25 protein-coding genes and 2 pseudogenes are annotated in these 23,406 nt (G+C 28.9%); 9 read left to right on the forward strand and 18 right to left on the reverse strand.

What is annotated here, in order from left to right:
* Positions 1–2 precede the first annotated feature (2 nt).
* Positions 3–1,188: pseudogene (locus CQA76_RS02290) on the reverse strand (MFS transporter).
* Between the two features lie 56 nt (positions 1,189–1,244).
* Between CQA76_RS02290 and CQA76_RS02295 the strand changes: the two are divergent.
* Positions 1,245–1,700, forward strand: coding sequence for a low molecular weight protein-tyrosine-phosphatase (locus CQA76_RS02295; protein ID WP_137621838.1), 456 nt, complete (start codon positions 1,245–1,247; stop codon positions 1,698–1,700).
* A gap of 3 nt (positions 1,701–1,703) precedes the next feature.
* Here the strand turns inward: CQA76_RS02295 and CQA76_RS02300 are convergent, their stop codons facing one another.
* The 5 genes from CQA76_RS02300 to CQA76_RS02320 form a co-directional block, all read right to left on the reverse strand.
* Positions 1,704–2,564: a 1-aminocyclopropane-1-carboxylate deaminase/D-cysteine desulfhydrase gene (locus tag CQA76_RS02300; RefSeq protein WP_137621839.1), complete on the reverse strand. Its 861-nt coding sequence runs from the start codon at positions 2,562–2,564 to the stop codon at positions 1,704–1,706.
* A gap of 11 nt (positions 2,565–2,575) precedes the next feature.
* A complete protein-coding gene (locus tag CQA76_RS02305) occupies positions 2,576–3,529 on the reverse strand; it encodes an OmpA family protein (protein ID WP_137621840.1) in 954 nt (317 codons plus the stop codon).
* Positions 3,526–4,956, reverse strand: coding sequence for a MotA/TolQ/ExbB proton channel family protein (locus tag CQA76_RS02310; RefSeq protein WP_137621841.1), 1,431 nt, complete (start codon positions 4,954–4,956; stop codon positions 3,526–3,528). The genes CQA76_RS02305 and CQA76_RS02310 overlap by 4 nt, the downstream gene beginning before the upstream one ends.
* 87 nt (positions 4,957–5,043) lie before the next feature.
* Positions 5,044–6,108: a class II fructose-bisphosphate aldolase gene (gene fbaA / locus CQA76_RS02315; RefSeq protein WP_137621842.1), complete on the reverse strand. Its 1,065-nt coding sequence runs from the start codon at positions 6,106–6,108 to the stop codon at positions 5,044–5,046.
* On the reverse strand, positions 6,108–6,929 hold the full coding sequence (locus tag CQA76_RS02320) for a peptidylprolyl isomerase (protein ID WP_137621843.1): 822 nt from the start codon (positions 6,927–6,929) through the stop codon (positions 6,108–6,110). The genes fbaA and CQA76_RS02320 overlap by 1 nt, the downstream gene beginning before the upstream one ends.
* Before the next feature lie 86 nt (positions 6,930–7,015).
* Here CQA76_RS02320 and nth point away from each other — a divergent pair, with 86 nt between their 5' ends.
* The 4 genes from nth (at position 7,016) to CQA76_RS02340 (ending at position 9,226) form a co-directional block, all read left to right on the forward strand.
* The gene (gene nth / locus CQA76_RS02325) at positions 7,016–7,642 is read left to right on the forward strand and encodes an endonuclease III (RefSeq protein ID WP_137621844.1); all 627 of its coding nucleotides are present in this window, start codon (positions 7,016–7,018) and stop codon (positions 7,640–7,642) included.
* Positions 7,639–8,289, forward strand: coding sequence for a DNA/RNA non-specific endonuclease (locus CQA76_RS02330; protein ID WP_137621845.1), 651 nt, complete (start codon positions 7,639–7,641; stop codon positions 8,287–8,289). The genes nth and CQA76_RS02330 overlap by 4 nt, the downstream gene beginning before the upstream one ends.
* 9 nt (positions 8,290–8,298) lie before the next feature.
* The gene (locus tag CQA76_RS02335; protein ID WP_137621846.1) at positions 8,299–8,931 is read left to right on the forward strand and encodes a trimeric intracellular cation channel family protein; all 633 of its coding nucleotides are present in this window, start codon (positions 8,299–8,301) and stop codon (positions 8,929–8,931) included.
* Positions 8,932–9,019: 88 nt separating this feature from the next.
* Positions 9,020–9,226 carry an EexN family lipoprotein gene (locus CQA76_RS02340; RefSeq protein WP_137621881.1) on the forward strand — a complete coding sequence of 69 codons (207 nt, stop codon included), beginning with the start codon at positions 9,020–9,022 and terminating at the stop codon, positions 9,224–9,226.
* Between the two features lie 3 nt (positions 9,227–9,229).
* Here the strand turns inward: CQA76_RS02340 and cmoA are convergent, their stop codons facing one another.
* The 10 genes from cmoA to CQA76_RS02390 are packed head-to-tail and all read right to left on the reverse strand — an operon-like array spanning position 9,230 to position 18,360.
* Positions 9,230–9,934 carry a carboxy-S-adenosyl-L-methionine synthase CmoA gene (cmoA, locus tag CQA76_RS02345; RefSeq protein WP_137621847.1) on the reverse strand — a complete coding sequence of 235 codons (705 nt, stop codon included), beginning with the start codon at positions 9,932–9,934 and terminating at the stop codon, positions 9,230–9,232.
* The gene (locus tag CQA76_RS02350; protein WP_137621848.1) at positions 9,931–10,779 is read right to left on the reverse strand and encodes a bifunctional riboflavin kinase/FAD synthetase; all 849 of its coding nucleotides are present in this window, start codon (positions 10,777–10,779) and stop codon (positions 9,931–9,933) included. The genes cmoA and CQA76_RS02350 overlap by 4 nt, the downstream gene beginning before the upstream one ends.
* Positions 10,745–11,491: a 23S rRNA (cytidine-2'-O)-methyltransferase TlyA gene (gene tlyA / locus CQA76_RS02355; protein ID WP_137621849.1), complete on the reverse strand. Its 747-nt coding sequence runs from the start codon at positions 11,489–11,491 to the stop codon at positions 10,745–10,747. Before tlyA ends, CQA76_RS02350 begins: the two co-directional genes overlap by 35 nt.
* The gene (locus tag CQA76_RS02360) at positions 11,488–12,462 is read right to left on the reverse strand and encodes a hypothetical protein (protein ID WP_137621850.1); all 975 of its coding nucleotides are present in this window, start codon (positions 12,460–12,462) and stop codon (positions 11,488–11,490) included. Before CQA76_RS02360 ends, tlyA begins: the two co-directional genes overlap by 4 nt.
* Complete coding sequence (gene ligA / locus CQA76_RS02365) at positions 12,459–14,399, reverse strand: NAD-dependent DNA ligase LigA (protein ID WP_137621851.1); 1,941 nt, start codon at positions 14,397–14,399, stop codon at positions 12,459–12,461. The genes CQA76_RS02360 and ligA overlap by 4 nt, the downstream gene beginning before the upstream one ends.
* A 1-nt stretch (position 14,400) precedes the next feature.
* Positions 14,401–15,543 carry a dihydropteroate synthase gene (folP, locus tag CQA76_RS02370; RefSeq protein ID WP_137621852.1) on the reverse strand — a complete coding sequence of 381 codons (1,143 nt, stop codon included), beginning with the start codon at positions 15,541–15,543 and terminating at the stop codon, positions 14,401–14,403.
* Position 15,544: 1 nt separating this feature from the next.
* Entirely contained in the window at positions 15,545–16,150 is a 606-nt protein-coding gene (locus CQA76_RS02375; protein ID WP_137621853.1) for a DNA polymerase III subunit delta', read from the reverse strand.
* Positions 16,151–16,153: 3 nt separating this feature from the next.
* On the reverse strand, positions 16,154–16,690 hold the full coding sequence (locus tag CQA76_RS02380) for a HobA family DNA replication regulator (RefSeq protein ID WP_137621854.1): 537 nt from the start codon (positions 16,688–16,690) through the stop codon (positions 16,154–16,156).
* Positions 16,687–17,889, reverse strand: coding sequence for an aspartate kinase (locus tag CQA76_RS02385; protein ID WP_137621855.1), 1,203 nt, complete (start codon positions 17,887–17,889; stop codon positions 16,687–16,689). The genes CQA76_RS02380 and CQA76_RS02385 overlap by 4 nt, the downstream gene beginning before the upstream one ends.
* On the reverse strand, positions 17,890–18,360 hold the full coding sequence (locus CQA76_RS02390) for an RNA pyrophosphohydrolase (protein ID WP_137621856.1): 471 nt from the start codon (positions 18,358–18,360) through the stop codon (positions 17,890–17,892).
* Positions 18,361–18,460: 100 nt separating this feature from the next.
* On the opposite strand from CQA76_RS02390, the gene hemW reads away from it, so the two are divergent.
* Positions 18,461–19,522 (forward strand): radical SAM family heme chaperone HemW, encoded by a 1,062-nt coding sequence (gene hemW / locus CQA76_RS02395; RefSeq protein ID WP_137621857.1) that lies wholly within the window; start codon positions 18,461–18,463, stop codon positions 19,520–19,522.
* On the opposite strand, the gene CQA76_RS02400 is transcribed toward hemW, so the two are convergent.
* Entirely contained in the window at positions 19,511–20,074 is a 564-nt protein-coding gene (locus CQA76_RS02400) for a GNAT family N-acetyltransferase (RefSeq protein WP_137621858.1), read from the reverse strand. The two genes, hemW and CQA76_RS02400, sit on opposite strands and share 12 nt — an antisense overlap.
* Before the next feature lie 109 nt (positions 20,075–20,183).
* On the opposite strand from CQA76_RS02400, the pseudogene tatB reads away from it, so the two are divergent.
* From tatB to queA, 3 genes and pseudogenes are all read left to right on the forward strand, one after another.
* Positions 20,184–20,593, forward strand: a pseudogene (gene tatB, locus CQA76_RS02405) (Sec-independent protein translocase protein TatB).
* Positions 20,586–21,317, forward strand: a complete 732-nt coding sequence (tatC, locus tag CQA76_RS02410) for a twin-arginine translocase subunit TatC (protein ID WP_137621860.1) — start codon at positions 20,586–20,588, stop codon at positions 21,315–21,317. Before tatB ends, tatC begins: the two are co-directional and overlap by 8 nt.
* Positions 21,317–22,345, forward strand: a complete 1,029-nt coding sequence (gene queA, locus CQA76_RS02415) for a tRNA preQ1(34) S-adenosylmethionine ribosyltransferase-isomerase QueA (protein WP_137621882.1) — start codon at positions 21,317–21,319, stop codon at positions 22,343–22,345. Before tatC ends, queA begins: the two co-directional genes overlap by 1 nt.
* Here the strand turns inward: queA and lpxD are convergent, their stop codons facing one another.
* Positions 22,346–23,299 (reverse strand): UDP-3-O-(3-hydroxymyristoyl)glucosamine N-acyltransferase, encoded by a 954-nt coding sequence (lpxD, locus tag CQA76_RS02420; protein WP_137621861.1) that lies wholly within the window; start codon positions 23,297–23,299, stop codon positions 22,346–22,348.
* Positions 23,300–23,406: the final 107 nt, after the last annotated feature.

The raw sequence follows: 23,406 nt of genomic DNA on the forward strand, positions 1-23,406 counted from the left end.
AATTATAAACCTGCATTTGAAAAAATATATTTTTTTTCAAATATTAAAAAAAATAAAGCATTGATTACAAAAACAAAACATACAAAAGCAAAAACAAATTCTATTCTAAAATAAGCTGCAATAATTCCTCCTCCAAAAGATCCACAAAAATTGCCTAAAAACTGACAAGTTTGATTTAATCCAAACACAATGCTTAAATTCTTTGCATCAACACTTTTTTTAAGCAAAGCATTCACACAAGGCAAAAGACCGCCAAGTCCTATCCCTATGAGCAAACGAACAATGATTAGCATATAAACATTTGTAGCTAAAGATTGTAAATAAAAACAAGCTCCACAAAATAACAAAGAAACAAAAATAATTTTACTAGGGCCTACTTTATCTGCAAATTTTCCAATTCTAGGTGCAAAAAAAAAGATTACTAATTCCACTTGAAGCTACAACGATTCCAGACCAAAGAGCTAAATTTCCATATTGATGTATTTTTTCTACAAAGATACTTAAAATAGGCATAACCCCAAAAGTTCCAAATTGAATTATAAAAGTTGTAATAAAAAGAACTATAATGAGAATTTTATTTTCTTTTTTATTATGAGTATATTGTTGAACTTCTTTATTTTTTTTATCTTCACGAACAAAAAAATAAATCGTCACAAAAGAACAAGCGATTAAAAATGCTACAAATTCAAATACAGCATTGATTTTAAAAAATTCTGCCACAAATCCACCAAACAAAGGCCCTATCAAACTACCACTCACCGAAGCCGTCGAAAGAGTACCTAGAGCGTAAGCTATTTTTTCTTTAGGAGCAATCACTGCTATAAAAACAACAGCTGCTGAAGTAAAACCAGAAACTATACCTGTTAAAGCGCGTATGAGAACTACTTCTGTAGCGCTATGAGCAAAGCTAAGCCATAAGGTTAAAATTGACATTCCTAAACTTGCACGAAGTAACATCTTTTTATAACCATATTTTGCACCCAAAAAAGCCCAAAGAGGTGAAAAAATAGCCATTGCTAATGGAGTCACACCAAATGCAAGTCCTGAATAAAATGCAATTTCATTAGGATTAATATGCCCTAGCTGTTTTATATATAAGGGCAAAATAGGAGCAATCTGACTGAGTCCCATGCTTGTCGTAAAAACTCCAAACCAGCATATCCATAAAGTTTTATTGAAATTTTCCATAGTTTTATTGTATGATACTTTTTATAATTTTTGATTAAAATATAAGGATAAAAATTATGAAAAAAATAACCTTTATATGTTTAGGAAATATATGCCGTTCTCCTATGGCTGAATTCGTTATGAAAGATTTAATTAAAAAAAATAATCTAGAAAAACTTTTTTTTGTTACTAGTGCGGGTACATCAGGGGAACACGATGGCGAAGGAATGCATTTTGGCACAAAAACTAAACTTGAAAATCTTAATATTGAACATCGAAATTTCAAGAGTAAAAAACTCACTCAAAAGCTTTGCGATGAAAGTGATTTTTTAATCACTATGGATAATTCTAATTTCAATAATGTTTTAAAAAAATTTAATAATACTCAAAATAAACTTTTAAAAATGACTGATTTTGCTTCTGAGTTAGACTATGATGAAGTCCCTGATCCTTGGTATAGTGGAAATTTCGATGAAACATATCAAATCATTTCTTTAGCTTGTAAAAACCTCTTAACATATTTAAGAAAATAAAAATTATTTAAAACCCTTAAAAGCATATCTTTGCAGCATGGAAGCATTACCTAAAATGCCTCCTTGATGTATATAAAGCAAAGGCTTCTCCCATTTTCTTTTTAAAGCAACGCTTAGGCCTATCATATCATAAAGCAAGTCAAATTCTATAAAACATTCTTGTTTTAATTCTTTATAAAGTTGATGAATTTCTTTATAAGGTTTTCCAAAATGATATTTTTGATTTTTTTGTAAAATTTGTAAATTTTTAAAATCATAATCTTGTATTAATTCTAAGATTTGCTTTTTTAAATAATCCTCATCACCAACACATGCGCAAGTAAAAACTTTGAATTTAGAATGTCTAGCTAAAAAAGCAGCGGAAGTTCCAGTTCCAGATGGTAAAAAAATATCAAATTCTAAATTTAAATTAATACTTTGCTTTTTAATTTCATCTGCTAATTCTTTATAACCTTGCTCTGCATTTAAATTTGCTATACCTTGCTCGATAAAAATATCATCTTTACAACATAAGGAAAGCGCATATTCTTTTAAACTCGTATTATTTACCTCTAAAAATTCAACCTTATTTTTTAAAGCCAAAGCGTAATTTCCACAAGGATTTTCTTTAAGATAAGATGGAATTTTTTTACAAATAAAAATAAATTTTATATTTTTTTTTAAGCAAAAAATACTCAGCGAACCAAGCGCATTACTTTGCACACCGCCGTAGCTTATAAAACGTTGATTTTTAGAATAATTTTGAGAAAAATAAAAAGCAAGTTTTCTAGCCTTATTGCCATTAATCTCACCTAGTAAATCATCGCGTTTTACATAAAATTCAAATTCTTTAAAGCAGACTTTTTCAATGGTAGATTTTAGCATTTTGCAAAATTTTAATGAAATTCAAAAAAATTTTCTATATCTTTTAGGGCATTATCATTTTTAATGCTAAATTTTATTTCTATACGACGACTCTTATCTTTATCTTCCACTCCATTGCTCATAATAGGATCAGAAAAAGAACGTCCACTAGCCATCAAAAGTTTTTGAAGTCTTGGATCCTTATAAAAACTATAAATAAAATTCATCACTTCATAAGCTCGTTTTTGAGATAAATCCAAATTATAAATATAAGATCCATCGCTATCCGTATGTCCTTCAATAATAATATTTTCAATATTAGATAAAATTTTTGGATCATTCATGATTGCATTAAAATATTCGCTTAAAATTTTTCTCAAACTTGCTTTTGCTTCGCTTTTTAAAACATAAGAATCTTTATCAAATAAAACTTCAGCAGGTAAAGAAATTGCTCCCGTTTTATCATTAATTGTAATATTACTATCAAGTTTTTTTTGCAATTCTTTGCTTAAATTTTGACGTATAAGTCCTAAATTTTGAATTTTTTCTTTAGCCTTTTTAAATTCTTCTTGCAAATTAGTCAATTCTTCATCTTTTTTTTCAAGCTGTCCAAGCAAAATAAGAATTTGTTTGTCTTTATTGTCAAGAGTTAAATTCAAATCTTTGCTTAATTGTTTATAGCTAGTCATATTTGCCTCAAGTTCTGCTTTTTGTAAATTTGCAAGACTTAAGGCATTTGAAGCATTATTTAAATCTGAGCTCAATTTAAAAACTATAGCTTCTTTATTTTTTAACTCTTCTTTGCTTTCTTGCAAACGTTGTTCTTGTTTATTAAGATTATCTTTTATTTCTCTTAAATCGCTTTGAGTTAAAACATACTTAACCACAATAGCACCTATAAGCAAAATAAAAACAAAAAGCAAGCCTGCCATCAAATCAGCATAAGCTATCCAAAAATTATTATCTTCTTTTGAATCATTTTTCATGATTTATTTTCTTCATTTAGATTTGAATTGTTTAACTCTGAATCTTCTTTCTTTTTTTCAACCTCTTGTTTATAATTTGCTTTATCTTGCGAATCCTCATTTTCATTTATAAAATCTGTTTTTTCTTGAGTTGTTTTTCCTATTTTTTTTATCATTTTGTCAGTTTCTTTATTTAAATCTTTAATTTCCTGCTTTAAATCGTCCATCATTTTAATTTTTTCATCTATATTTTTTTCTTCTTCATAAACTTCTTTAAATTTATGCATACCCTCAAAAAGACTTGCCTTAAATCCTTCAAAGACTTTTTCTTGACTTTCAAGCATTGCTTTTTCATATAGCTCAAAATTTTGACCAAAACGTTCTACTTTATCACTAAAAGTGTCTAATGTTTTATCAAAATGCTGAATTTTTTCATTGCTAATATCCAATAAACGATTATATTGCTCCGATATGCGTGTATTAATTTCTTTCAAACTTTGATTTAATACCCCTATTCCATTTAACATTTCTCCATACATTTTACCAAGATCACGATGATCTCTTTGAGCTCTGCTTAATTCTCCCATAGTTTGCTTTATATGCTCTCCACTTAATCTTATAGCTTTTTCCTCAACATTAAGCATGTCTTGAAACATTTGAAATTTTCTATCGATAGCATGATCAAGCTCTGCAAAAAAATCCTGATTACTTACTTGCTTAAAAATTGCACTAATTTTTTCAAAATGCTGCAAACTTTCCTTTAAATACCTCTGATCTAACTCTTCTTTAGTCCAAAAAAATCCACTTGTAGAATTTTTTTGGCGATTTAACAAACGTTCAATTTTACTCTTACCAAATTTTTCAAAAAATATCCACCAAAGAGCCAAAAAAATACCATAAATTGAAACATAAAAAGCAGTTCCTACTCCACTTAATAAATTTGCAATTTCTTGCTCTAAAGCAGCTGTATTATTGGAATTAAAATTAGGCATGGAGATTGCAATGCTAATAAAAGTTCCTAAAATTCCCATCATAGGAAAAATCGCTGATCCTATACTAGCAAAATTCTCATTTCTAGTTTCTTTGATATAGCTATAAGCAAAATCATCGAAATTAGCATTGGATTTTGTCTCTTTCCCTATTGCAAGAAAATGCTTCATAATATGTCTTTTTAAAGCTTGTTTAAATTCATCCTTTTGTTGCTCAAAAATACTATAAGCATATTCTGAATTATGTCGTGCAAAAATAAGTGCTGTAAAAAAAATAATACCTGTCATAATCACGGTATGTAATTCAACTTCGAAATTTATAATATTAAAATAGCCTAACAAAATTAAAATATAAAGCAAAGCAGGAATAAAAATAATTTTTAAATAAACTAAATAACCTTTCCTTTCTTTACTCTCTGGCAGAATAAGTTCTGCAATCTCTTCTGACTTTACTTCCATGTAAACAATCCCTAAAAAATAAAAATTTCACTTTAAAAATTATTAATAAAATAATCTTTAAAGTAAAATAAAAACTAAGCACAAGGCTTAGTTTTTATTAATACAATTCAAATCTTCAAAAGCGGTTTCTAAGCGCTTAATCATACTTTCTTCTCCGGCTCTTAACCATACACGCGGATCATAGTATTTTTTATTTGGCTTATCATCCCCCTCTGGATTTCCAATTTGTCCTTGCAAATAAGCACGGTTTTTAGCTTCATATTCACGAACTCCGTCCCAAAAAGCCCATTGAGTATCTGTATCAATATTCATTTTAATCACACCATAACTCACCGCATCTTTAATATCTTTTAGTTCACTTCCGCTTCCGCCATGAAAAACAAAATTAATAGGCTTATCACTACTTAGTCCGAATTTTTCTTTTATAAATTTTTGAGAATTTTTTAAAATTTCAGGTTGTAAGCTCACATTACCAGGTTTATAAACTCCGTGCACATTCCCAAAACTTGCTGCAATTGAAAATTTATCACTGATTTTTCCAAGTCTTTCATAGGCAAGAGCTACATCTTCAGGTTGAGTATAAAGCTTAGCATTATCAATGCCTGTATTATCAACACCATCTTCTTCCCCGCCCGTACATCCAAGTTCAAGTTCAAGGCAAATTCCTAAAGCATCAAGTTTTTTCAGATATTCTTCACAAGTGCTTAAATTTTCCTCTAAACTTTCTTCGCTAAGATCAAGCATGTGAGAACTAAATAACGCTTGTCCGTGATTTTTCTTAAATTCTTCATTTGCTGCGATCAAGCCATCTATCCAAGGTAACAATTTTCTAGCAGCATGATCAGTGTGTAAAATAACTGGAATACCATAAGCTTTAGCAAGTAAATGCACATGTTGAGCACCGCTAACAGCTCCTAAAACATCGCTATTAGGGCAGTTTTTACCGGCATAAAATTTTGCACCGCCGTTAGAAAATTGGATAATGACAGGAGAATTTATTTTTTTAGCAGTTTCCAAAACAGCATTAATAGAATTTGTTCCTACAACATTAACAGCAGGGATTGCAAATCCCTCCGTCTTAGCATATTCGTAAACCTTATTAAGCTCATCACCGCTTACAACTCCGGGTTTAACGATATTTAAAACACCCATTATTTGTACTCCACTTTAGCGTTATTTAAAAGTTCTTGACCCTTTTGGTTAATAATTTTCTTAAACTCTTCAAATTTAAGTCCATTCTCGATACCTTTTTTAACATCATTAAATTTAATTTGTTCTCTCGCACGAGAATTTTCTTTTAAAATAATGTGATAGCCGAAATTTGTTTTTACTGGAGTGGTTGTAATCGTGCCATTTTTAAGTGCGAAAGCTGCATCTGTAAAAGGTTTTACCATAGTTGATTGATCAAACCAACCAAGTTCTCCACCTTGATTTCTTGAACCTGGATCTATAGATTTTGCTTTAGCAATTTCACTGAATTTATTATCCAAAGCTTTACCTTTTAAATTTTTTAATTCATTAATAATTTCTTTAGCTTCTTTTTCACTAGAAACTAAAATGTGTTTAGCTTGAACTGATGCAGGTCTTATATACTTATCTTTATTTTGATCATAAAAAGCTTTTACTTTAGCTGAATCAACTTTAATCGAATTTAAAATTTTCTCTTGATATACATTTACTAATATATTTTCTTTCGCACGATCAAGCTCTTTTTTATAAAGTGGATCTTTTTCCAAATTCTGTTTTTTAGCATCCTGTAAAATTAGATCTTGAATGATATATTGTTGTACAAGCACTTTTTTTTGATTCTCTGGTAAAGTTTTAAAATCTTGCCCTCTAAGCATAGGAGCAAAAAAATCATTTACTTCAGTATCACTAATACTTTTTCCATTAACGGTAGCTATTGTAGCCGCATTTACATTTAAAGCTACACCAAAAACTAAAGCTGCTGCAACTAAAGAAATTTTTTTCATTGGTTTTCCTTTATAAATTGAAATATTTTAATACAAAATTAATTATATCTCAACTTGGTTTAAAGCAAATTAACTAAAATAAAAAAATGAAAAGAAATTTAAAAATCAAAGAATTATTTTTAAAAAATTTTGAAAAACCTACAACAGAATTAAAATTTAAAAATCTTTATGAGCTTATAGTTTGCGTGATGCTTTCAGCTCAATGCACTGACAAAAGGGTTAATCTTATTACTCCTGATCTTTTTAAAGCCTATCCAGATATTAAAAGTCTTGCTAAAGCTAATTTATCAAGTTTAAAAAGTTATATTCAAAGCTGTTCTTTTTTTAATAATAAAGCACAAAATCTTATCAAAATGGCAAAAGCTGTTTGTGAAAATTTTGATGGCGAAATTCCTTTAAACGAGAAAGATTTAAAATCCTTAGCAGGTGTGGGACAAAAAACTGCCCATGTTGTATTGATAGAATGGTGCGGAGCTAATTTTATGGCTGTAGATACTCACGTTTTTAGAGTTTCTCATCGCCTAAATCTCAGCAAAGCAAAAACTCCCGAAGCTACAGAAGAAGATTTAACACGTATTTTTAAAGACAATCTTAACTATCTTCATCAAGCCATGGTGCTTTTTGGAAGATATACTTGTAAAGCAAAAAAACCCCTATGTAAAGAATGTTTTTTAAATCATCTTTGCACAAGTAAAGATAAGGAAATTATATGAAATTTTTGGCTTTTTTATTATTATTTTCTTTAAATATATTTGCCCTTGAAGGTTACAAACCCAATAAAGATTTTTTCTCCTATTTTAATTCTTTTAATTGTTCTCAAGTTTTAAATAAATTTTTTTATATCAATTGCTATGATTACTCTTTAAAGGGCACAAAGGCAGTTGCTTACAAAGTTGAAGCCTCCAATTTAAAAATGAAACAAATTAAAAAACGACCGCGTTTTGAAGATGATACCAATATTCCTAAAAAATATCGCACCACTTGGAGTGATTACAAACACAGTGGATACACTCGCGGCCATACAGCGTCTAATGCTTCATTTCGCTTTAGCAAAGCCGCTCAAAATTCGGTTTTTTTAATGAGCAATATGACTCCGCAAAATGAGCAGATCAATGCTAAAGTTTGGAATGAAATCGAACAAAGAGAAAGAAAGTTGGCTTTAAAATTTCAAAGCGTGGAGGTTTTAAATCTTGTTCTTTATGATAAAAATCCAAAACGCATAAAAAATAATATTGCTATACCTAGTTCTTATATCAAAATCATCCAAACCTCAAAATTTAAAGAATGCTATCAGGTGCCAAATCATGAGGTAGAAGATGAAAAAATCAATCGCTATAAAATTTCTTGTGATCAATTTTAAAGGATAAAGATGGATCTGAGTGAATTTACAATCACTGTACTTTATATTGTAGGAATTTCAGCAGAAGGTATGACGGGAGCTTTAGCAGCAGGAAGACATAAAATGGATCTCTTTGGAGTGATATTTATCGCTTTGGTTACTGCTATTGGTGGAGGAAGTATACGCGATGTGGTTTTAGGACATTATCCGCTCACTTGGGTAAAACATCCAGAATATGTTCTTTTGATTTGCTTTTGTGCCCTTGTAGCTACTAGAATTCCAAAGGTAGTTACGAGATTAGAGCATCTATTTTTGACCCTAGATGCTATAGGACTTGTCGTCTTTAGCATACTTGGAGCACAAGTTGCTATGAAATTAGACTATGGCTTTATTATTGCTGTTTCAGCAGCTGTAATTACAGGTGTTTTTGGCGGAATTTTAAGAGATATTTTATGTATGAGAATTCCTCTTGTATTTCAAAAAGAAATTTATGCAGGTGTTGCAATTATAGCAGGTGCAATCTATTACATTTCAGCAATTTGGTTGGAAATTCATATTTTAATTTGTACCTTAGTTACCCTATTTATAGGTGTTTTAATGAGACTTTTAGCTATAAAATTCCAATGGTCTTTACCAATATTTTCTTATAACGAAAAAGGATAAAAATAAAACAAAAAATATTAAAAATTTTAGTTTTATTTTTATATAATGAATAAAAAATATAGGTTTAACAATGAAATTTTTTAATCAAATGCTATTTTTATTAACTATAGGTATGATATTTAGTGCTTGCGAGCAAACAAAAAGCGTGGAATACTATAAAACTCATCCACAAGAAGCTAAAGAAAGAAGTGATGAATGCAGGCTTAAATCCATCATCAGTCAAGATTGTGTCAATGCTTTTAGCGTGGCTATTCCTAAAGAGGATTGGGAGGATAATGAAAGCTTGAAAAATTAAATTTTATTTAAAAGCTATAAAGCTTTCAAAATTTGCCCATTTAAAAATACTTTCTATTTTTTCAAATCCAGCATTTTCAAGCATAGAAATATTTTCTTTCTCGCTATAAGGGATCAAAACATTCTCTAAAGCCTCTCTTTTAGCAGCTATCTCAAATTTAGAATATCCTTGACTTTGCTTATAATCAGCATAAATTTCAATCACATTTTTAGATAAAAATGCATCCTCAAAAAGTATTTTTTCACTCATTATAAAAATACCATTTTTATTCAAATTTTTATAAATTTGATTTACAAGCTCTTGTCTTTTTGGAGGTCTTATAAATTGTAAAGTATAATTTGCAATAAAAACATCGTTATTAAAAAAATCAAATTCGCATAAATTACCTTCAATAAATTCTATATTTAAGCCGTATGCATTGGCTTTTGATTTTGCTATTTCAAGCATAGGTAAAGAATTATCCACTCCAAAAAAGCGAAAATCCTTTCTTAGGCTAGATAAAAAAATCAAAAAATTAGCACTAGAACAACCCAAATCGCAAACTTTAGCACCATCATTTGCAATCTTAGCGATCAACTTAGCACAAAGTTCTAAATTTTCTTTATAAAAAGGCACAGAACGATTAATCATATCATCAAAAACACTGGCTACATTTTTATCAAATTCAAACTGTTTTTTTGGACTTTCTTTAAAAATTTCATCTTTCATTTCAAATCCTTTAAACGATCTTGAGCTATTTGTATATCTTGAGAAATTTGCTTTTTTAATTGTGTCAAATCTTCAAATTTGTAATTTTCTCTTAAAAAAGATATAAATTGAATTTCTATCATATCTTTGCAATTTATATCTTGATCAAATTTTTCTAAAATATGGCTTTCTATGGCAAATTTTCCATCACTGGAACGCAATCCTAAAAAACTCACACTTTTATAAATTGTATCTTTTATTTGGGTGAAAGTGGCATAAACACCTTCTTTGGGTAAAACATAATCATCGCATTGTAAATTTAAAGTTGCGTAAAGCTCTTTTGATCCAAGCCCCTGCCCTTTAACATGTTTGCCTTTTATAGAATAATTTCTTCCTAAAAGAAGATTTGCTTTTTCAATTTCACCTTTGGCTAAAAATTCCTTAATCAAGCTTGTATGAACACTCATTCCATTGATACAAAACTCATCCACTATGATCGTTTTTATCCCGCTTAGATTTTCTATATCTTTGGCTTTATAAGCTTTATTTTTACCAAAACAAAAATCATAACCAACAATAATGCATTCTAAAGAAACAAATTCTTTTTTTAAAAAATCTAAAAATTCTTTTCCATCTAAATTTTTAATACTTTCAAAATCAAGCTCTATGATTTGTTTATTTGATAGAATTTGCTTTTCTTTATGGGTGCAAAGTTTTCTACCTTGAAATTTATCTACGATTAAAATCGCACCAAAGTCGTCCAATAAATTAATAAGCTTTTGATGTCCCAAATGTAAGCCATCAAAAGAACCGATGGCTAAAGATTTGATTTTATTTTTTGCTATAGTGGTAAAAATATTCAACATTGCCCTCTTTTCCTTTTATCTTAGACTCTTCACAAATTTTTAAAATCCACCCCAAACGAATACAAGCTTTTTCAAATTCTTTTCTTGCTTTTTGAATTTCTTTTTCATCTTTAACAACACCTTTTTTATTTCTTTTTGCATTCTTTCCAACCTCAAACTGAGGCTTAAAAAGTAAGATTATATCCTTTAAGGCTAACTGATCAATATAAAATATCAAGTGATGTAAAGAAATAAAACTCACATCACAAGTGATAATTTCAAATTTTTCTTCACTTTTAAATACTCTTAGATCCGTATTTTCAACGATTTTTATTTTAGCATTATTTCTCAAACTTGGATGAAGTTGATTATCCCCCACATCCAAAGCAACGATTTTTAAAGCTTGTTTTTCTAATAAAATTTGTACAAATCCACCCGTGCTAGAACCTACGTCTAAACAAATTTTATTTGATATATTTATATCTTTATCCTCTAAAAAACTCTTTAATTTAAAAGCAGCCCTTGAAACATAAGTTTTATTTAAAAGTTCTAAATTCAATTCTTTAGAAAATAAAATTTCTTCTTGAGATAATTCTTGATTGAGCAAATTTTTGACATCGAAAGAGGGTTTAAATTTTTTAAAATTGAGCAAAATTTCTTCATTTTCTATAAGCTCTAAAGCTTTATTTCTACTGATATTCAATCGCTTTGCTACAAAAAGATCGTATCTCATTTTAAGCTTTCATTGAGAGACTTTTGCAAATCTTCTTTTTCTTTGGAAAACCACCATATGCCAATTTCAAAAGCATTTTTATTTAAAATTTCCCTGACTTGTTTTAAATTTTTATCCCATTTGATTTTATCTTCTTTTAAAGTACTTAAATTTTGTTCCCTTAGTAAAGAAAAATTATCCATCATCGTTAAAATTTCTTTATGGTAAGGTTTTATGTTTTGGTTTTTACTTTCTTTGGAAAGAAATAAAGCAATTAAAATTATAAAAGAACTGGCAAAAATATAAATTTTGTTTCTTTTAAAAGCAAAATTATAAAGATAAGCAACAAAAAAAGAAAATACAAAAAAATTAAAAAAATCAAAAACAAAGTTAAAAATTCTAAACCAAAAAATTCCAAAATAAGATAAAAAGTATTCTTTCAAAGCATTTATAATTGCTAAAAATTGAGAAATTAAGTCAAAAAATAAAAAACTTGAATTTTTATAATAAACTATATTTTGATGAAAATCATATAAATTAAATATAGTTTTAACATTAAAAAAAAGATCAAAAATGCTATAAAAAAGTGCCGTAAAAAAACTCGATATAAGGATGATAATAAAATCAGTATAAGCATTATTGACAAGTTGAAAATAAAGTTTTTTTTTGAAAAAAACCAACAATAAAGGTAAGATTATAAATAAAAAAATATAATCTTGTCTTTGAGAGGCTAATAAATTTAAAGATAAAGAAAAAATAGCAAATAAAGCTACAAAAAAACTCACAATATAAATGTATAAATTTCTAGAAGTTATTTTATAGGCTAAACTATTTTTAATCAATACTGCCTCTTTTATGATACTTTTTCTAAAATTTAAAAAACCAAAAAATTCCTTTAAAAAGGCATAAAAAATAAAAATTAAAAAAATAAAAGCATAGCTAAAAAACTGCCATGTTAAAATAAAAGCAAATAAAGCCAATAAAGCGATCATTTTATCAACTCTTGAAAATCACTTTCATTGATACATTTAACACCAAGTTCCTTTGCTTTGTTTAGTTTAGAACCTGCTTCTTCTCCAAAGAGTACAAAATCTGTTTTTTTAGAAACTGAACCACTGACCTTTCCACCTAATTTTTCTATTAAGGTCTTAAAATGATCTCTTGGCTTAGAAAGTGTTCCAGTAATTACAAAAGTTTTTCCTAAAATAGAACTATCGCTTTTAATCTCTAAACGCTCCACTTTTAATTTTAAAATATGATAAAACTCACAAATTCGGCTTTCATTCACACGAGTAAACTCGCATAAACTTGCCGCCATTTGCTCACCAAAACCCTCTAAATTCGCATAAGATTCAAAATTTTGCTTATGCCAATCTAGACCAAAACTCGAACTTAGTTTTTTAGCTGCTACCTCTCCGATATGCTCAATTCCTAAAGCTGTGATAAAACGAAATAATTCACACTCTCTTGCATTTTCTATAGCATTTAAAATATTATTGATTTTCTTTTCCTTAAAACCTTCTAAATCTTCAAAATCTTCGTATTTTAAAGAAAAAATATTTTCAATTGTACTGATTTTTTTATTTTTATATAAAAGCTCAACTATATTTTCACCAAGTCCATCTATATTTAAACACTTTTTAGAAACAAAATGTATGATTGAATTTAAAAGCCTATCGGTGCAATCTATATTTTGACATTTTATAAGCGTTCCTTCATCTAAAAGCTCACTTTGACAGGTAGGACAAAACTTAGGACGCAAGATATCAAATTCTAAACCATCGCGTCTTTCCTTAAACACTTTAGTGATTTTAGGTATCACATCTCCACTTCTTATAACGCTAACAAAATCATTGATTTTTACATCCAATCTTTCAATTTCATCAAAATTATGCAAAGTAGCAGATTTTACCACAACCCCATCTAAATTTACAGGTTCTAAAACAGCAACAGGAGTGATCACTCCACTTCTTCCCACTTGTAAATTAACCCCAATTAAACGCGTTGTTTTTTCAAGCGCTGGAAATTTAAAAGCCACCATAAATTTTGGAAATTTAACCGTATAACCAAGCTCTTTACAAAGTGCTAGATCATCAACTCTAACTACCATACCATCCATCATCATAGGTTTTTGATCTCTTAAAGATAAAAGCTCTTTATAGGATAATAAAACCTCATCTAAGTCTTTACAAAGTTTTACAAAATCATCTTTTAAAAAACCGAGCTCTCTGATAAAATTCATTACTTCACTATGTTTTTTAAAATTTAAAGAATTTTCTCCAACTCCCCAAGGATAAAATTTTAAATTCCTTTCTTTAGTAATTCTTGTATCAAGTTGTCTTAGGCTTCCGCTGGCCGCATTTCTTGGATTAGCAAATAAACTTTGATTTAACTGCGCTCTTTTTTCATTGATTTTTTCAAAATCATCTTTTAAAATCACAACTTCGCCACGAATCTCGATTTTTTCTTTATAAGAAATGGTTTTTGGAATATTATCAATCTCAAAAACATTTAATGTAATATCCTCGCCTACCTCGCCATCACCTCTTGTAGCACCACTGATTAATTTACCATTTTCATAAAGCAAATTTAAACTCGCTCCATCAAATTTTGGCTCTATAAAAAAATTATTTTCACACTTTGCACGTTTTGCCCAAGCTCTTAATTCCTCCTCATCAAAAACATCTTCCATAGACCACATGCGGCTTAAATGAGTGATTTTTTTAAACTCACTCTGTATAGTAGGAGCTATTTTTTGTGTTGGTGAATTAGGTGAAATGTCATTTTCATTTTGACTTTCAAAAGCTCTTAATTCTCTAATCAAAGCATCATATTCCTCATCACTTGCCAAAGGCTCATCTTTTTCATAATATGCCCTCATCCACTCATTAGCCAAGGCTACTTTTCTTAAATATTCTTCTTTAGTCATCTTAAACTCCTATATTTCTCATAGCATTTGCCAAGGCAAAAAGCTGTTGATGTTCATACAGATCATGCACTCTTATAATACTTGCTCCATTTTCAAAAGCTTTTAAATGTAAATACAAAGTCCCTGCTAAACGATCCTTAATCTCACTTGTAAAATAAGCATTAATCACACTTTTTCGACTTGCCCCTATCAGCAAAGGTTTTTTAAATTGCAAAAAATGCTCCAAATGCTTGATTAAAATCATATTATGATCCGCACTTTTTCCAAAACCAATACCCACATCTAAAATGCTTTCTTTTACTCCATATTTATCTAAAATTTCAAGCTTTTCCTCAAAAAACAAACTGATTTCATCAAGCACATCTTCATAATAAGGATTATCCTGCATAATACTTGGATCTTTTTGTATATGCATCAAACAATATTTTGCCTTATATTCACTTGCAAGTTTGGCTAAATTTTCATTTTTTAAGCCTGTAATATCATTAATCAGTCTAAAACCTCTATCTAAGGCATATTTTAAACAATACTCATCAAAGCTATCCAAGCTAAAAATACTTTTTTCATAATATTTTTTTGTATGAATTAAATCAAGAATATTTTTAAGCCTTTTAAATTCTTCCTCTTTACCACAATAATAACTCCCCGGTCTTGAACTTACCGCACCGATATCTATATAATCAGGATTTAAAGCTAAAATTTCATTGAGTTTTTTTTCAAACTCATCTTCACTAACGCGGCTATTGACATGAAAGCTATCTTCATTGATATTCATAACCGCCATAAGTTCTACTTTTTTAGGCTTTAAAAAGTCTTTTTCTAAAAAAAGAGCTAATTTTTTAAGCCCAAAATCTTGCAGTTTTTCTTTTGATATTAATTTTTGAATTTGTTCTTTTGTCGCCATTAAAAGAGCATTAGAATGAGTTATTTTTGCTGTAATAACCTCTTTGTGAGTTACTAACTCCGCCCCCACTCTTAAAGCATCTTGTTTTAAGATATTTGCGGCTGCTGTGCTTAAATTTTTTATCAAAACAAAATGAATTCGTGTCTTTTGACTCATGATTTTTTGCCCAAATTGATGAGGGTTAATAAAAGAGCAAATTATCTTAAAATCTGTATCAGGATTGATTTTATAAAATTTCATTTTATTTCTTTGTATAAAAATTAAGCAAAAGAGTGGTTAAAATCAAAGAACTTTTAGCATTAAGCTTTGCTAACTCATAAGCTTCATAAAAAAATTCAAGTTCTTTAGCATTAAAATCTTTTATTTTGATCATTTGTTCTGCTAAAAGAGTGATTTTTTCTATAAGTTCATTTTTGTCTAAATTTTCATTTTTTTGTAAAAATTCAAACAATATTTTCAAATCCATTTTATCTAGTTTTAAATTTAAGCTATTTTTGGACTTTTGTATATTGCGTTTTTCACATATAAGACGCGATTTTATCGTGGGTAAAAGCAAATTTTTAGAAGGGACAACGATTGCAAATTTTATATTGCTTGGTGGCTCCTCAAGAAGTTTTAACAAAAAATTTTGCGCCTCTATCCTGTAGTTTTGTGCCATTAATACTATAATTTTTTCATTTGTTTCAGCTATATAACTCTCTTTTTCAACCGCTCTTGCATCATCAAGTAAAAATTCATTTACAGGAATTTTTGGAATAAATCTTAGATTATTATTTCCATATTGTTCTATCATTTCTTCTTTGATGGACTCAAAATCTTCACTGATTATAATTTTACTGACAAACAAAATTTATCCTAAATGAACCTTAGAAAATAAAATCGCATCCAAACTTAAATCTAAGAGTTTGTAAAGAGTAATCAGCTTAGCATCAAGATCTTTATCTTTAGAATTAAGAAAAAAGCTATTTTGTAATTGTTCATCAAAAAGCCATAATAAACTATCATTTTTAGATTTAGCGATTAAAGCTTTTTCATCCATAGTAGAACCTATATAAAAATAAACATAACCATTAGGAAAAGTGATATCAAGCAAATCATTAAGCAAAGCAATCTCTTCTACTTTTTGTACCTTTTTTTTACATAAAGCATTTAAAGAAACAAAAGGCAACATAGGACGATTTGCTTTTGCATTAATGTTTTTTAAAAAATATTCTTCATACCAAGATCTTTGTTCATCACACATCAACACAAAAGTGCGTCCTTCTAGTAAATATTTAAGCTTTACTTGCATCAAAGGTGCCCATTCTAAACGACGTGACTCCATCCATGCCATAAAAGTTCCGCCATTACGGATATTTTCGAGTGTAAAACTTAAAAAATCACTCATTTATCAAGTCCATAACACTCATGAAGTGCTCTTACAGCAAGTTCACCGTATTTTTCATGTACTATCATAGAAATTTTAATTTCACTTGTAGAAATCATACCTATATTGATATTTTCATCTGCTAAAGCTTTAAAAGCCTTACTTGCCACACCGGAATGCGATTTCATTCCAACACCTACTATAGATACTTTTACTACAGCACTATCGCTTTCTACTATAGTATCTGCGTGTAAAATTTTTTTCATAGCATTCTGTGCCAATTCTAATTCATTTTGAGGTACAGTAAAGCCCAAATTAGTCGCTCCATCTACTCCCACATTTTGAATAATCATATCTACATTGATATTTTCATCTGCTAAAACAGAAAAAATTTCAGCTGCAATTCCTGGTTTATCTTCTACATTTCTTAAAGTTATTCTTGCTTGATTTTTATCTAAAGCAATACCGCTAACTAAAGCTTGTTCCATTTTATCCTCTTCTGTAATGATTGTTCCTTGATTGTTATTAAAACTACTTCTAGTGACTAAATTTACATTTAATTTCTTAGCAAGTTCAACTGAACGATTTTGTAAAACCTTAGCACCCAAGCTTGCAAGCTCAAGCATTTCCTCATAAGAAATTCTATCAAGCTTTTTAGCCTTAGGTTCTATACGCGGATCTGTCGTATATACTCCATCAACATCAGTATAAATTTCACACAAATCCGCATTTAAAGCTCCAGCTACTGCAACAGCACTCAAATCACTTCCACCGCGCCCTAGCGTAGTTACATTTCCTTCCTCATCAACTCCTTGAAAACCTGCTACAACGACAATTTTTCCTTCATTTAAGGCTTCTTTTATAGCTTTAGAATCAATATAAGAAATTTTTGCCTTGGTAAAAATATTATCAGTGACAATGCCTGCTTTTCTTCCTGAAAACGAAACAGCATTAAATCCTTTTTCATTTAAAGCAATAGAAAGTAAGGCACTTGTAACACGTTCTCCACTACTTAAAAGCATATCCATATCTTTACCATTTGGATTTTTGCTAAAGTATTGTGCTTGCTCTATTAAAGTATTTGTAACTCCACTCATTGCAGAAACTATGACAACAAGCTTATGTCCTTGTTTTACACTTTCTATAACACGATTTGCAACCGCTTCAATGCGTTCTAAGCTACCAACACTTGTTCCACCATATTTTTGAACTATAAGCATCTAGATATAACCTTTCTCTTTAAAATACTTAATCACTTTAATATAGATATTTCTTTTAAAATGATGGATCATTTCAAAAATTTGCTTTACACTAGCAAATTGATAAGCACTGAATTCGGGATGTTTTGTTTGTATATTAATCTTAGAATTATCCTTTAAGCGGACTAAAAAATATTTTTGAATTTGTCCATCGTAAGGATACATTTTCTTAGCAACTCTTTCAGGAAAATCGTAACTTAACCATTCTGGATATTCAGCGATGATTTCAACCTCATCTGTACCAATTTCTTCTTTTAATTCTCTTAATAAAGCGCTTTTAGTATCTTCACCCTCATCAATACCTCCTTGTGGAAATTGCCAAATATTATCCATATCACTTCTTTTTGCTATAAAAAGCTCACATTTTAAAGGATAAGTATTTGATAAAATGATAGCAGCTACATTTGGTCTATATTTTTTTTCTTTTTCCACTTTCTTTCCTTAACCTACTCAAGGAAAATAATTTTAACCAAAATCAAATCAATTTTTGATTAAAATTTACTAATTTTAATCAAAATGTTTTAAGGTTTTTATGCATTTTTATATTCATATTCCATTTTGTGAGAGCAAATGTCATTACTGCGCTTTTACAAGTTTAAAAAAAGAAAATTATGAAAAATCTTATTTTAAAGCTTTAAGTCGTGACATAAATTTTCATCTTAAAAAATTTAAAATCCATCACAATCAAATAAAAACGCTGTTTATAGGTGGCGGAACTCCAAGTTGTATCCATACAAGCAACTATGAATATATCTTTGAAATTTTACATCCTTATTTAGCCAAAAATGCTGAAATTTCATGTGAGGCTAATCCAAATTCAGCGACCTTAAATTGGCTTAAAGCCATGAAAAATATAGGGGTTAATCGCATTTCTTTTGGGGCACAAAGCTTTCATTCTGAAAAATTAAAATTTCTTGGAAGAATTCACGATCAAAAAATGATTTTTAAAGCTTTAGAAAACTCGCATAAAGCAGGATTTACCAATATTAATTTAGATCTGATCTATGATACTAAAATGGATGATAAAAAAATGCTTGAATTTGAACTTTTAAATTTAAAAAAAATAAAACCCTTGATCACCCATTTAAGTGCTTACAATCTCACTATAGAATCAAAAACTGCTTTTGCCAAAAAAGAACATTTTAAAAAAAATGCCCCTAATCTAATGAAATTTTTTATTCAAGAAATAATACAACTTGGCTTTTTTCAATATGAAATCAGTAATTTTTCTAAAAATAAAAACTCAATGTGCAAGCACAACCTTAGCTACTGGAAAGGTAAAGATTATATAGGCTGTGGCTTGAGTGCGGTAGGATTTCATAAAAATCAACGTTTTTATACGGCTAAAAATTTAAAATCCTATATAGAAAATCCTACTTTTAGAAATATAGAAAAACTAAGTCCGCAAGATTTAAATTTAGAACATCTATTTTTAGGACTTAGAAGTATAGTAGGCATTGAAGAAAAAAAATTAAGTTTAGCTCAAAAACAAAAAGCTGATTTGCTTGTAAAAGAAAAAAAACTTGAATTTAAAAAAGGAAAATACCATAACCATAATTTTTTAATCAGCGACGAACTTGCTCTATACTTTTAAATCTTCATAAAAATGCTTATGATTATCCTTATAAGCCTCGTAAATTTTTTGTCCTTCTTTAAAATTGAATTGATACATTCTAAAAATCACTTCTATATTTTTAGGAGTCCAAAACTCATGATAGCTGTATTGATAAGTCATACCTATTTTCTGCATTACCCTACCGCTAGCAATATTATTTATATCATGCGTAGCTGTTATGTAGTCAATTTCACCTTCTTTTTTCAGATACTCTAAAAACATTTTACAAGCAGAAGTTACAATGCCTTGCTTATGAAATTTTTCTCTTAAGGCATAACCTAGATCATTAGCTTGATTTTCAAGATTTAAGTGTATATAACCTAACATTTCATCATTTTCTTTTAAGCATATTGCGAGACGATATTTGGATTTTTGCTTATCTGCTTTAAGATAAAATTGCTCCAAATGATTGTGAGTTTGTTCCATACTTTCAAAAACAAACCAAGGTAAATATTTATTAACTCTTTCATTGCTTAATAAATCATGCAAATGATGTAAATCCTTAGACTCAAAAGGTCTTAAAATAATCATATTTTCTTAATCCTTACTCTATTTTCTAAATATTTTAACGCAATTAATTTTAAAGTAATTAAAATTAATGTAAAATTCTTTTTCATTCCTTAAAATAAAGAAGTTATAAATGAGTTTTGGTGAAATTATAATCATTTTAATCGTAGCAATTTTAGTTTTAGGTCCTGATAAACTTCCTGAAGCTATTATGCAAATAGCTAAAATTTTAAAGGCTTTAAAGAAAAATATAGATGATGCAAAATCAAGCATAGAAAAAGAAATTCGTATCAATGAACTCAAAGAAGAAGCTAAAAAATATAAAGATGAATTTTCTTCAAGCAATGAAAATATACGTAAAAAACTTAGTTTTGAAGAATTTGATGACTTAAAAAAAGATATACTTGAAAAAACTAAGGTGGATTTAACTTTTGATAGTAGAGAAAATAGCTCCTCAAATAATCTTAGTGGGCAAAATTTAACCCCCAATGAAAAACCTAATCTAACTTCATTAGAAGAAAAAACGGAAAAATAAATGTTTGAAGAATTAAAACCCCATTTAATAGAACTTAGAAAACGTCTTTTTATCAGCGTTGTTGCTATTATCGTATTATTTTTAATATGTTTTGGCTTTCGTAATTATATTTTAGAAATTTTAAAAACCCCTCTTGTGGAAGTTTTACCTGAATTTTCAAAACACATCAACGTTATAGAAATGCAAGAAGGTTTATTTACAACTATTAAAGTGAGTTTTTTTGCTGCCTTTGTTTTTGGTATTCCTATTATCTTTTGGCAATTTTGGAAATTTGTCTCCCCTGGACTTTATGATAATGAAAAACGTCTTGTAATTCCTTTTGTAAGTTTTGCAAGTATTATGTTTGCTTTGGGTGCTTGTTTTTGTTATTTTATCGTTGTACCTTTGGCTTTTAAATTTTTAATCAATTTTAGCCTTAATGAAGGTTTTAATCCTGTCATTACTTTAGGGACTTATGTTGATTTTTTTATTAAAGTTATCATCGCTTTTGGATTAGCTTTTGAAATGCCCGTTATTGCTTTTTTCTTTGCTAAAATAGGTTTGATTGATGATGCGTTTTTAAAGCGTCATTTTCGCATCGCTGTTTTAGTTATTTTTATTTTTTCTGCCTTTATGACGCCACCTGATTTTTTATCCCAATTTTTAATGGCAGGACCACTTTGCGGACTCTATGGACTTTCTATTTTAATCGTTCAAAAAGTCAATCCAGCTCCTAAAGAAGATGAAAAGTGATAAATGAAGATCTTATTCTTTCATACTATGATTATATTTTACCACAAGAACTTATAGCAAATTATCCAGTAAATCCTAAAGAAAATGCTAAACTTTTAGTTTATGAAAGAAAAAGTCAAAAAATTTTTCACACAACCTTTGCAAATTTAAAAGATATTTTACCCGATTGTGCTATCTTTTTTAATGATACAAAGGTGATTAAAGCAAGAATTTATGGAAAAAAATCAAGCGGTGGTAAAATAGAACTTTTTTTACATCAACCTTTTTTAAATTCAGAAAAACCAAACTTTATGGTTCAGATTAAAGGGCGTGTAAAAATCAATGAAATTTTATATTTTGAAAAAAACTTAACAGCAGAAATTATTGAAATTCTAGAAGATGGAATGCGTAAAGTTTGTTTTTATCAAAATGATAAAATTTTAGATACAAATAAACTTTACAAACTTCTTGATCAAATAGGACATATTCCCTTGCCTCCTTATATCAAAAGAACAGATAATACCGATGATATTAAGGATTATCAAAGCATATTTGCTAAAAATTTAGGCGCAGTGGCAGCTCCTACGGCAAGTTTGCATTTTAGCGAAGATATGATTAATGATCTTAATAAAAAACACGAAATCTATCATCTAACCTTACACGTAGGTGCAGGCACTTTTAAAAATGTAGAATGCGAAAATATACAAGAACATAAAATGCATAGCGAATTTTTTAATATTCCAAAAAAAGCTTGTGAAATTATTGACTCAAAAAAACCTATTTTAGGTATTGGAACCACCGTTACAAGAACTATAGAATACTATGCAAGAACGCATAAAGAAAGTGGATTTTGTGATTTATTTTTACATCCTAATAATCCACCCATAAGACAAAATTATCTTTTAACTAATTTTCACCTACCTAAATCAACTCTTATTATGCTTGTTTCATCTTTTATAGGCAGAGAGCAATGCTTAAAACTTTATGAATTAGCCATAAAAGAAAAATATCGATTTTACTCTTATGGCGATGCTATGCTTATTTTATAGCTACTCTTTAAATTTCATAGCAATTTTAGCTTGAAGCTTAAGCCAATCTTTTTGAAGCATGATAGGAAAACCTCCATATACTCTACCTCCTTCAAGGTTTTTACTCACTCCACCTCGTGCGGCTATTGTGCTAAAATCCCCTATTTTCAAATGCCCACTTGTAGCACTTTGACCGCCCATAACCACATTTCTTCCTAATTGACTTGAACCTGAAATACCAGTTTGCGCCACAATAATACAATTTTGTCCGATATCGCAATTATGTCCTATTTGAACAAGATTATCTACTTTAGTTCCTGCTTTAATAATTGTACTATCAAATACCGCTCTATCGATTGTCGTACAAGCTCCAATTTCTACGAAATCTTCCAAAATAACATTACCATTGTGATAAATTTTATAATGTTCTCCGTTTTTATTGTGGGCATAACCAAAACCATCACTTCCTATAACACAATTTGCTAAAAGATGGCATTTTTTTCCAATTTTAGTATCATTATAAATCACTACATTAGGATGGATGATACTCTCATCTCCAATGCTGACATTATCCCCGATATAAGCACCAGCCATAATGACTACATTTTCCCCAATATCAACATTATTGCCTATATAAACATTAGGCATAATTTTAGCACTCTTAGCAATATTTTGCTTTTTTTCTTTAACTTGTTCAAACAAAGGCTTTGCAAAAAGCTTACTTAAAAAAGCAAAACTTAAGTGTGGGTTTTGAGTGATCAACACTTTTGTATCTTTTGGAACCAAATTTTCATATTCTTTAGTTACTAATATCGCAGCGGCTCCAGTATTAGGAATATCTTTAGCATTTTTTTCTCCATCACAATATGTGAGCTCTGTAAAATTTGCCCTCAATAGAGAATTTAAAGCAGTGATTTCAATATCTTCTCCGTTATATTCTAAACTTAAAAATTCCGCTATTTCTTTTAATTTCATTTTATTCCTCGTAAAAAATTGTAATAATTTAATTTTATAGATAAATCAATCATTAAAATCATATCACGATAATCTTTCTAAAAATTAACTTTTTCTATGTAATCTTA

The organism is Campylobacter aviculae (assembly GCF_005406215.1).
GTDB lineage: Bacteria > Campylobacterota > Campylobacteria > Campylobacterales > Campylobacteraceae > Campylobacter_D > Campylobacter_D aviculae.